The 10,144-nt window shown below is 71.4% G+C and carries 7 protein-coding genes and 2 pseudogenes; 6 read left to right on the forward strand and 3 right to left on the reverse strand.

The window, feature by feature from the left end:
- Window positions 1–435, reverse strand: a pseudogene (locus tag B7767_RS02870) (molybdopterin molybdenumtransferase MoeA); the annotation flags it as partial.
- Window positions 432–1,367: a UTP--glucose-1-phosphate uridylyltransferase GalU gene (gene galU, locus B7767_RS02875; RefSeq protein WP_085570716.1), complete on the reverse strand. Its 936-nt coding sequence runs from the start codon at window positions 1,365–1,367 to the stop codon at window positions 432–434. The pseudogene B7767_RS02870 and the gene galU, both read right to left, overlap by 4 nt.
- A gap of 92 nt (window positions 1,368–1,459) precedes the next feature.
- On the opposite strand from galU, the gene B7767_RS02880 reads away from it, so the two are divergent.
- Window positions 1,460–2,074 (forward strand): 5-formyltetrahydrofolate cyclo-ligase, encoded by a 615-nt coding sequence (locus tag B7767_RS02880; protein ID WP_085570710.1) that lies wholly within the window; start codon window positions 1,460–1,462, stop codon window positions 2,072–2,074.
- 71 nt (window positions 2,075–2,145) lie between these two features.
- Here the strand turns inward: B7767_RS02880 and B7767_RS02885 are convergent, their stop codons facing one another.
- Window positions 2,146–4,998: a penicillin acylase family protein gene (locus B7767_RS02885; protein ID WP_085570711.1), complete on the reverse strand. Its 2,853-nt coding sequence runs from the start codon at window positions 4,996–4,998 to the stop codon at window positions 2,146–2,148.
- Between the two features lie 237 nt (window positions 4,999–5,235).
- Here B7767_RS02885 and B7767_RS02890 point away from each other — a divergent pair, with 237 nt between their 5' ends.
- From B7767_RS02890 to B7767_RS47675, 5 genes and pseudogenes are all read left to right on the forward strand, one after another.
- Window positions 5,236–6,768 carry a potassium/proton antiporter gene (locus tag B7767_RS02890; protein ID WP_085570712.1) on the forward strand — a complete coding sequence of 511 codons (1,533 nt, stop codon included), beginning with the start codon at window positions 5,236–5,238 and terminating at the stop codon, window positions 6,766–6,768.
- Window positions 6,769–7,122: 354 nt separating this feature from the next.
- The gene (locus tag B7767_RS02895) at window positions 7,123–8,409 is read left to right on the forward strand and encodes an MFS transporter (RefSeq protein WP_085570713.1); all 1,287 of its coding nucleotides are present in this window, start codon (window positions 7,123–7,125) and stop codon (window positions 8,407–8,409) included.
- A 67-nt stretch (window positions 8,410–8,476) separates the two neighbouring features.
- Window positions 8,477–8,800, forward strand: coding sequence for an FmdB family zinc ribbon protein (locus B7767_RS02900; RefSeq protein WP_085570714.1), 324 nt, complete (start codon window positions 8,477–8,479; stop codon window positions 8,798–8,800).
- A gap of 86 nt (window positions 8,801–8,886) precedes the next feature.
- The gene (locus tag B7767_RS02905) at window positions 8,887–9,729 is read left to right on the forward strand and encodes an S-methyl-5'-thioadenosine phosphorylase (RefSeq protein WP_107485761.1); all 843 of its coding nucleotides are present in this window, start codon (window positions 8,887–8,889) and stop codon (window positions 9,727–9,729) included.
- A gap of 213 nt (window positions 9,730–9,942) precedes the next feature.
- A pseudogene (locus B7767_RS47675) lies at window positions 9,943–10,144 on the forward strand (hypothetical protein); the annotation flags it as partial.

Here is a 10,144-nt window from a genome sequence, read left to right on the forward strand (position 1 = left end):
GAGGCTGCGGGCTCGCATCCCGGTGGCCGGGCCCTCGCCGAGCCCGCCGTCGGTCCACTCGACGGGGACGACGGTCTCGGCGCCGGGCGGGAGCGGGGCGCCGGTCATGATGCGGGCGGCCTGGCCGGGGCCGACGTGGAGGAGACCGGCCGCGCCGGCGGCGACGTCCCCGACGACCTCGAGGGCCGCCGGATACCGCTCGCTCGCGCCCGCGACGTCCGCGACCCGCACCGCGTACCCGTCCATGGAGCTGTTGTCGAACGGGGGCAGGGAGACGGGCACCGTGACGTCCTCGACCAGGACGCAGCCCTGGGCGTCGAGGAGGTGCAGCTCGATGGGTTCGAGGGGCCGGACGGTCGCGAGGATGTCGTCCAGGTGCTCGTCCACCGACCAGAGGTGGTCCGGTCCTGCGGTGCGGGGCGCGGCGGTGCTCAACGTTGCTGCATCTCCTCGGTGACGTATCGCTGGAGCCAGGTCCGGAAGTCCGGGCCCAGGTCCTCACGTTCGCACGCGAGTCGGACAATGGCACGCAGGTAGTCTCCGCGGTCGCCGGTGTCATAGCGGCGGCCCTTGAAGACGACGCCGTGCACCGGGCCGCCGGCCTTCCCCGCGGCGGTAGCCGCTGATGTGTGCGTCTCGGCGAGCTGCTGGAGGGCGTCGGTGAGCTGGATCTCGCCGCCGCGTCCGGGCTCGGTCTTGCGCAGTATGTCGAACACGGCCGGGTCGAGGACATAACGGCCGATGATGGCGTAGTTGGACGGCGCGTCCTCGGCGGCGGGCTTCTCGACCAGGCCGGTGACCTTGACGACATCGGCGTCCGCGGTGGTCTCGACCGCGGCGGAGCCGTAGAGGTGGATCTGCTCGGGGGCCACCTCCATGAGCGCGACGACGCTGCCGCCGTGCTGCTGCTGGACCTCGATCATGCGCTGGAGCAGGGGGTCGCGCGGGTCGATCAGGTCGTCGCCGAGGAGGACGGCGAAGGGCTCGTCGCCGACGTGCGGGGCGGCGCACAGCACGGCGTGGCCGAGGCCCTTGGGGTCGCCCTGGCGGACGTAGTGCATGGTGGCCAGGTCGCTGGACTCCTGGACCTTGGCGAGACGGCCGGCGTCGCCCTTCTTCTGGAGGGCGGACTCCAGCTCGTAGTTGCGGTCGAAGTGGTCCTCCAGGGGGCGCTTGTTGCGGCCCGTCACCATGAGGACGTCGTCGAGGCCGGCGGAGACGGCCTCTTCGACCACGTACTGGATCGCCGGCTTGTCGACGACCGGCAGCATCTCCTTGGGAGTGGCCTTGGTGGCCGGCAGGAACCGGGTGCCGAGACCGGCTGCGGGGATGACAGCCTTGCTGATCCGAGGGTGTGACTGAGACATGCCCGCCACCATATCGGGCCCCTTTGCAGTGATTCTGAGGCTCCGGTTAATTACTGCTCATATGAGCATATTGGAACGGTACGGGGACAGATTTGAAACACCCAGAAGGCCCGAGCGATCTTGACAAGCGGGCATGGCGTCGGGAACTCCTCTCGGTGAGGAACGGGTTGACGGCGGATGACGTGCGGGAATCCGCGGCCGCGCTGGCCCGGCAGGCGCTCGGACTGCCCGAACTGGCGCACGCGCGCACGGTGGCGGCGTACGTCTCCGTGGGGAGCGAACCCGGCACGCTCGCGCTGCTCGACGCGCTGCGCGCGCGGGGCGCACGCGTCCTGCTGCCCGCGCTGCTGCCCGACAACGACCTGGACTGGGGGGCGTACGAGGGCGAGGACTCACTCACGCGGATGCGACACGGCGCGAAGATGGCGCTTCTCGAACCCTCGGGTCCGCGCCTGGGACCGGACGCCGTCACGGAGGCGGACGTCGTCCTGCTGCCGGGCCTCGCCGTCGACGCGCGCGGGATGCGCCTGGGACGCGGCGGCGGCTCCTACGACCGTGTCCTCGCCCGGCTGGACCGCGCGGGCGCGCGTCCGGCGCTGGTGGTGCTGTTGTACGACACGGAGGTCGTCGCGCGCGTCCCCGCCGAGCCGCACGACCGGCCGGTGCACGCGGTGGTGACACCGTCCGGGGCACGCCGGTTCGGCTGAGGCCCCGCACACGCGGAAGCGGCCGCCACGCGTGCGCGTGGCGGCCGCTTCCGACGGCGGGGACCAGGGGGTCAGGGCTTCAGCAGCAGGGTGTCGCTGGTGCTGTCCGCGACCGCCTTCTCCGAGTACGACCACTCCAGCAGCTCGCCCTCGGCCCACTTGTCCGTCTGGTCGACGTAGTGGGCGCTGTAGGCGTGCCCCGAGGCGCCGGTGAGGTTGATCCACCGGGACTTGTCGAGGTCGCCGAGGTTGACCACCATCCGCATGGACGGCACCCACACGACGCCGTAGCCCCCGGCGGCGTTCCAGCCGGTCGCGTTGACGGTGGCCTCGCCGCCGCCGAGCTTCCACGGGCCGCGGTTGAGCATGTACTGCAGGAAGCCCGGGCCCTCGGTGCCGAGGGTCTGGTTCTTCAGGAACAGGCGGTGCAGCCGGCCCCAGCTCCAGGTGTCGATGTCCTTGCCGAGCTTGGCGGTCAGCTCCCAGCGGGCGTCGATCAGAGCGCGCTTGAACAGCTCGTCACGGTTGTCCGCGGCGGGGCGGGTGCCCGACTTGGGGGTCTTCCACCAGGAGCTGTCCTCCTGGTCCATCAGCTTGCGGACCACCTCGAACCAGCGGTCGCCGCCGTCGGGCTGCGCCTGGTCGGCGTCGCGCTGACCGCACTCGCGGACCTTGCCCGCCTCGTCGGCGGGCCCGGTGGTGTTGACCGGGTCGACCCACAGGCACTGGCCCTTGACCCGCAGCTCCTTGGGCAGCTTGTGACCGAAGGCGAGCTTGAGGATGTTGCGCCACACGGAGTTGAAGTAGGCGGCCGCCGCCGAGTCGGCGTCCTGGGTGTAGTCCCAGCCCTCCAGCAGCTTCTGCGCCTCGCGGACGTCCGCGTCCTCGGTGTCGATCTTGAGCAGGTGCGGCACCAGCAGCTTGGCGATGGAGCTGGAGTTGTCGAGCTGCATCTGCCGCATGTCGTCGGTGGAGATCTTGCCGCCGTCCTTGATCTTCGACTTGATCAGTTCGGTGATCCGCTGGCTGCGGGCGCCGTAACCCCAGTCGGTGGTCAGCGTGTACGGGTACTCCTCGTCGACGACGGCCTGGTTGGCGGTGACGATGTAGCCGCGGTCCGGGTTGTACTCGTGGGGCAGCGCGTCCTGCTCGATCCAGCCGGTCCACTCGTAGTCCGGGTCCCAGCCGGGGGCGGGGACGGAGCCGTCGTGGTTCTCCGCGCGGGTGGGGATCTTCCCGGGGAGCGTGTAGCCGATGCTGCCCTCGGTGTCCGCGTAGATCAGGTTCTGCGAGGGCACCTCGAACAGGGCGGCGGCCTCACGGAAGTCGTCCCAGTCCTTCGCGCGGTTCATCGCGAAGATGGAGTCCATGGTGCGGCCGGCGTCCAGGGCGGTCCAGCGCAGCGCGACGCCGTAACCGTCGCCCCGGTCGGGGGCGGCGCTGTCGACGGTGGCCTTCTTGCCGGTCTTCACCAGCTCGTCGGAGCGGTCGGAGAGCAGGGGGCCGTTGTTGGTCTCGCGGACGACGATCTTCTGCGCCTTGCCGCCGGCGACCTTGATGGTCTCCTCACGCGTCTCGAACGGCACCACCTTGCCGTCGTACTGGTAGCCGTCGCCGGTGATCTTCTCCAGGTAGAGGTCGGTGACGTCGACGCCGGAGTTGGTCAGGCCCCAGGCGATGTCCTGGTTGTGGCCGATTATCACGCCCGGCATGCCCGCGAAGGTGTAGCCGGTGACGTCGTACCGGCACTCGGCGGAGACGTCGCGGCAGTGCAGGCCCATCTGGTACCAGACGGACGGCAGCGAGGCCGACAGGTGCGGGTCGTTGGCGAGCAGCGGCTTGCCGGTGATGGTGTGCTCACCGCCGACCACCCAGGAGTTGGAGCCGATGCCGTCGCCGTTGACGCCGACGGCGGTGGGGAGGTCCTGCAGGACCTCCTGGAGGCCGGTGAGCTGGCTCTCCAGGGCGGAACCGCCGGTGCCGGTGCCCGTGCCGAGGCCTGTGCCGGTCCCCGTGCCCGTGCCGGTACCTGTACCGGTCCCCGTGCCGGTGCCGATGCCGGTACCCGTCCCCGTCCCCGTCCCCGTCCCGGTGCCCGTACCCGTGCTCTCGCCCTGCTCGTACGCCCCGGTGAGCTGGTTGTACTGGCCTTCCTGGACCACCGGCTTGTTCCGGCTGTACGGGTACGCCGGGTACAGGTCGGCGATCTGCTTCGGGCCGAGGCGGCTGGTCATCAGCGCGCGGTCGATCTCGTCCTGCATGTTGCCGCGCAGGTCCCAGGCCATCGCCTTCAGCCAGGCCACGGAGTCGACCGGGGTCCACTTCCCGGGCTTGTAGTCGTTCTCGAAGCCCAGTGCCGCGTACTCGAGGGAGATCTCCTTGCCCTCCTTGTCCTCCAGGTAGGCGTTGACGCCCTTGGCATACGCCTGGAGGTACTTCTTGGTGGCGGGGGAGAGCTTCTTCTCGTACTCCTCCTCGGCGATCCGGTCCCAGCCCAGGGTGCGCAGGAACTCGTCGTTGTCGATCTGGCTCTCGCCGAACATCTCCGACAGGCGCCCGGCGGTCATGTGCCGGCGCACGTCCATCTCGTAGAACCGGTCCTGCGCCTGGACGTAGCCCTGCGCCATGAACAGGTCCTCGTCGGAGGAGGCGTAGATCTGCGGGATGCCGTAGCCGTCCCGCTTGACGTCCACGGTCCCCGTCAGGCCCTTGAGCGTGATCGAGCCCTCGGTCTGCGGGAAGGAGGCACGCACGGTGCTGACCGACCAGTACCCGCCGTAGGCGACAGCACCGATCAGGGCCAGCACCAGGACGAGCACGATCAGTCGTCCTCTGCGTCCCTTCTTCCTGCCGGACTTGCCGGGCTGCTGCCCCGCGGCGGCGCCGGCCTGCTGACCCGTGGAGGCGGTGGTGTCGGTGGGCATCGCTGTCCTTGCTGTCCTAACGCGAGCGGCAGGTCGGGCTGTGCTTTTAACTGAGCGCTGGAGCAACGATAGGCGCAGGGCCCCGCAGCACTTGACGCGGAGTGGGGAACCAGCCCGGACGGACGTTCGATCTTGCCGTCCCGAGCGTCAAGAAAGCGTCAAGAGTTAGGTAAGGTAACGAAGTAGTTTGCCGCGGAAGCGGTGGCTCGTATGCGATGTACGTGAGCTCACGCGCGGATGCGCCTGAGGCAGGGAAGGGAACGGCCACTGACTGTCCACCACCTCAACCAGCTCCTGCTCGTCTGCTCGATCGTCCTGCTCGTCGCCGTCGCAGCGGTCCGGATCTCCTCGCGCAGCGGGCTCCCCAGCCTGCTCGTCTACCTGGGCATCGGCATCGCCCTGGGCCAGGACGGCTTCGGCGACATCCACTTCGACAACGCCGAGCTGACCCAGGTCATCGGATACGCGGCCCTGGTCGTGATCCTGGCCGAGGGCGGCCTGGGCACGAAGTGGACGGAGGTGAAACCGATCCTGCCCGCCGCCGCCGCGCTCGCCCTGACCGGCGTCGCGGTGAGCGTCGGCGTCACGGCGTCGGCCGCGCACTTCCTGGTCGGGCTGGAATGGCGGCAGGCGCTGATCATCGGTGCGGTGGTGTCCTCGACCGACGCGGCGGCCGTCTTCTCGGTGCTGCGGAAAATACCGCTCCCCTCGCGGGTGACCGGCGCACTGGAGGCGGAGTCCGGCTTCAACGACGCTCCCGTCGTCATCCTGGTCGTCGCCTTCTCCTCGGCCGGACCGGTCGAGCACTGGTACGTCCTGGTCGGCGAGATAGTGCTGGAGCTGGCCATCGGCGCCGCCATCGGACTCGCGGTGGGCTGGCTGGGCGCCTTGGGACTGCGGCACGTGGCGCTGCCCGCCTCCGGCCTCTACCCGATCGCCGTCATGGCCATCGCGGTCACCGCCTACGCGGCCGGCGCCATCGCCCACGGCAGCGGCTTCCTCGCCGTCTACCTCGCCTCGATGCTGCTGGGCAACGCCAAACTGCCGCACTGGCCCGCCACCCGCGGCTTCGCCGAGGGGCTCGGCTGGATCGCCCAGATCGGCATGTTCGTCCTGCTCGGCCTGCTCGTCACCCCGCACGAACTGGGTGACGACATCGTGCCCGCGCTGGTCATCGGGCTGGCGCTCACCATGGTGGCCCGCCCGCTGAGCGTCGTCGTCTGCCTGATGCCGTTCCGGGTTCCCTGGCAGGAACAGACACTGATGTCCTGGGCCGGACTGCGCGGCGCCGTGCCCATCATCCTGGCGACGATCCCGATGGTGCAGGGCGTCGCCGGGAGCGAGCGGATCTTCAACATCGTCTTCGTCCTGGTCGTCGTCTACACCCTCGTCCAGGGGCCGACCCTGCCCTGGCTGGCCCGCAAGCTGCGCCTGGGCGCGGACTCCGCCGCCGACCTCGGCATCGAGTCGGCGCCCCTGGAGCGGCTGCGCGGGCACCTGCTGTCGGTCGCCATCCCGGCCGGGTCGAGGATGCACGGCGTGGAGGTCGCCGAGCTGCGGCTGCCGAGCGGGTCCGCCGTCACCCTCGTCGTGCGCGGAGGGGAGTCGTTCGTACCGCTGCCGTCGACGGTGCTGCGCCGCGGGGACGAGCTACTGGTCGTCACCACGGACCCGGTACGGGACGCCGCCGAACGGCGCCTGCGCGCGGTCGGCCGGGGCGGCAAGCTGGCCGGCTGGCTGGGCACCGACGGACCGCAGGCGGCACGCTGACGGACGGCGGACGGGACGCCACCGGACCGCAGGGGGACACCGACGGACCGTAGGGGGACACCGACGGACCGCAGGCAGGACGCTGACGGACGGCGGACGGGACGCCACCGGACCGCAGGCGGGACGCCGGCGGCGTGCCCGGCTTCACAGCGGACGTCAGGTGATCCCTGTACGATGCAGGCGACCCCCAGATCGAACCAACTCTGCCTGACGCAGAGCTGGCGCGACCGTATGGCGGCCGGGACGCCCTGAGCTGTGGCGCCGGTATCTACCGCAGTCAGCGCAAGAGGACAGCTCTCGGCGCCCCCGCACGACCCGCGCGGGCCGCTACCAGGTGGCAGAAAGGCACGGGCCGTGGCATCCACGGTCACCACGTCGAAGGACTCGGCGGCCACCTCCCGACCGGGATACGGCCGGCTGCTGCGCACGCGCGGCGCGTGGACGTTCCTGCTCCCCGGCTTCGCGGCCCGCCAGCCGTTCGCGATGCTCACCCTCTCCATCGTGCTGCTGGTGCAGCACACCACAGGCTCGTACGGCGCGGCCGGCGCCGTCGCGGCCGTCACCGGCGTCTCCATGGCGCTGTTCGCCCCCTACAGCGGCCGTCTCGCCGACCGCCACGGTCAGCGTGCCGTCCTCGTGCCCGGCGTCCTCGTCCACGCGGCGGCCGGACTGGCCCTCACCGCGCTGGCGCTGTCCGACGCGCCCCTGTGGGCGCTGTTCGCCGCCGCCGTGCCCACGGGTGCCTCGGTGCCGCAGATCGGGCCCATGGTGCGGGCCCGCTGGGGCGTGCGGCTCAAGGGCTCCCCGCTGCTGACCACCGCGGCGGCCTTCGAGTCCGTGACCGACGAGTTCACCTTCGTCGTCGGACCGCTGCTGGCGACGGCCCTGTGCACGGCCGTCGACCCGGCCGCGGGCCTGCTCACCGAGGCCGCGCTGACGCTGGTCGGCGGTCTGCTGTTCGCCGCGCAGAAGGGCACGCAGCCCGAGACGGGCCGCGACGGGCACGCGCGCGCGGAGCACGTCTCCGCGCTGCGCGTCCCCGGTGTGCGCGTGCTGATCGTGACGTTCCTGGGCATCGGTTCCGTCTTCGGCGGCATGCAGGTCTCGCTGGCCGCGTTCACCGAGTCGATCGGCGAGCCCGGACTGAACGGCGTCCTCTACGGCGTCTTCGCCGCGGGCAACATGCTCTCCGGCATCGCCTGCGGCGCGATCGTCTGGAAGACCGCCCCGCAGCGGCGCCTGGTGATCGGCTACACGGCGCTCGCGCTGACCGCGTCCGCCCTGTGGACCGCCCACTCGGCCCTGCTGCTGGCCGGGCTCGGCCTGCTGGTCGGCATGTGCATCGCACCGGCCCTGATCACCGGTTACACACTGGTGGAGAACCTGGTCCCGGCGGGTGCCCGCACCGAGGCCTTCACCTGGCTGACCGGCGCCGTCGCGCTCGGCCAGGCGGCGGCCGTGACGGTCGCGGGGCAGCTGGAGGACCGCCTGTGGGGCGGCGCCGGCTTCCTGGTCCCGATGGCCGGTACGGTGCTGGCCCTCGCGACGCTGCTGGCGCTGCGGTCGCGGCTGGCCGCGGCCCCGCGCGGGCGCACCGTCGCACGTGGCGTCGGTCACCGCGAGTCCGTCGCAGTGGACTGAACCCGCGGAATACGTCAAGATGGACCGTCGTTAGCACTCATCGAGTGAGAGTGCCAGGAGGAAGACAGTGCCGACCTACCAGTACCAGTGCACCGAGTGCGGCGAGGGCCTCGAGGCGGTGCAGAAGTTCACTGACGACGCCCTGACCGAGTGCCCCAACTGCCAGGGCCGCCTGAAGAAGGTTTTCTCGGCGGTCGGCATCGTCTTCAAGGGCTCCGGCTTCTACCGCAACGACAGCCGCGGCTCCTCGTCGAGCAGCTCGCCGGCGTCGTCGAAGCCGTCGAGCAGCTCGTCCACGACGTCTTCCTCCTCCTCGGGTTCGAGCTCGCCGTCCGGCTCGTCGGCCGGCTCCTCCGGTTCGGGCAGCTCCACCAGCAGCACCGCCGCGTAGGGCCGCTTCTCACGGATTCTTACGGAACCCCGTCGTCCGCCGACGACGGGGTCTTCGGCGTTTCCGGGTGCGGTTAGGGTGCGGGCATGGCGAACATGGCGAAGGCCGGGATCGGCGTGATCGGCGGCTCCGGTTTCTACTCCTTCCTCGACGACGTGACCGAGGTCCAGGTGAACACCCCGTACGGGGCGCCCAGCGACTCCCTCTTCCTCGGCGAGGTGGCCGGCCGGCGGGTCGCCTTCCTGCCCCGGCACGGACGCGGCCACCACCTGCCGCCGCACCGCATCAACTACCGGGCCAACCTGTGGGCACTGCGGTCGGTCGGTGTGCGCCAGGTCCTCGGGCCGTGCGCGGTCGGCGGCCTGCGCCCCGAGTACGGGCCGGGCACGCTGCTGGTGCCGGACCAGCTCGTGGACCGTACGAAGTCCCGGGCGGGCACCTACTTCGACGGGCTGCCGCTGCCCGACGGCACGGTACCGAACGTGGTCCACGTGTCGCTGGCCGACCCCTACTGCCCCACCGGGCGGGCCGCCGCGCTGAAGGCGGCACGGGGCCGGTACTGGGAGCCGGTGGACGGCGGCACGCTGGTCGTGGTCGAGGGGCCGCGCTTCTCCACCCGCGCCGAGTCGCTGTGGCACCGGGCGCAGGGCTGGTCGGTGGTGGGCATGACCGGTCACCCCGAGGCGGCGCTCGCCCGTGAGATGGAGCTCTGCTACACCTCCCTGACCCTGGTCACCGACCTGGACGCCGGCGCCGAGACCGGTGAGGGCGTCTCCCACGACGAGGTGCTGCGGGTGTTCGCCGCCAACGTGGACCGGCTGCGGGGCGTGCTCTTCGACGCGGTGGCCGCGCTGCCGGCGACGGAGGACCGGGACTGTCTGTGCGCGTCGGCGCTGGGCGGGATGGACCCGGGGTTCGCGCTGCCGTAGCCGGTGGCGAGGCAGAAGCCGGTGGCGAGGCAGAAGCCGGTGGCGGGGCGGAAGCCGGTGGCGGGGCGGAAGCCGGTGGCGGGGCGGAACGTCCCGTTCGGGTGGGGGAGTTCTCCACAGGGCCGTGGTACGTCCCCAGGGCCCGGCGGGGCGCGGCGCGAGGCCTCATCGTGGGAGTCGCAAGCCGGTCCCTCGTCGCAGGTGGTGGTACCCGTGTCCCGTCCTCCCTCCCCGCTCCGTTCCCCCTCTTCCCCCCGCCCGCCCGGCCCTGAGGTCCCTCCCCCGTGCGAGGTGCCGCACTTCGCCCCGGTGCGGGTGCGCGGCGGCCTGCCGCTCCCGGGCGGGCTCGTACGGCACCGGAGGCGGGCCATGGCACTCGGTCTCGCGGTCACGGCGGCGGCGCTGGTGGCGGCGG

The sequence above is a fragment of the Streptomyces sp. 13-12-16 genome (assembly GCF_002114215.1).
GTDB lineage: Bacteria > Actinomycetota > Actinomycetes > Streptomycetales > Streptomycetaceae > Streptomyces.

What these genes read in the sequence shown, in the direction of transcription:
- B7767_RS02885 (WP_085570711.1), bottom strand. Translation starts at nt 4,998, where the DNA reads ATGCCCACCGACACCACCGCCTCCACGGGTCAGCAGGCCGGCGCCGCC.
- galU (WP_085570716.1), bottom strand. Translation starts at nt 1,367, where the DNA reads ATGTCTCAGTCACACCCTCGGATCAGCAAGGCTGTCATCCCCGCAGCC.
- B7767_RS02905 (WP_107485761.1), top strand. Translation starts at nt 8,887, where the DNA reads ATGGCGAACATGGCGAAGGCCGGGATCGGCGTGATCGGCGGCTCCGGT.
- B7767_RS02890 (WP_085570712.1), top strand. Translation starts at nt 5,236, where the DNA reads ATGCGCCTGAGGCAGGGAAGGGAACGGCCACTGACTGTCCACCACCTC.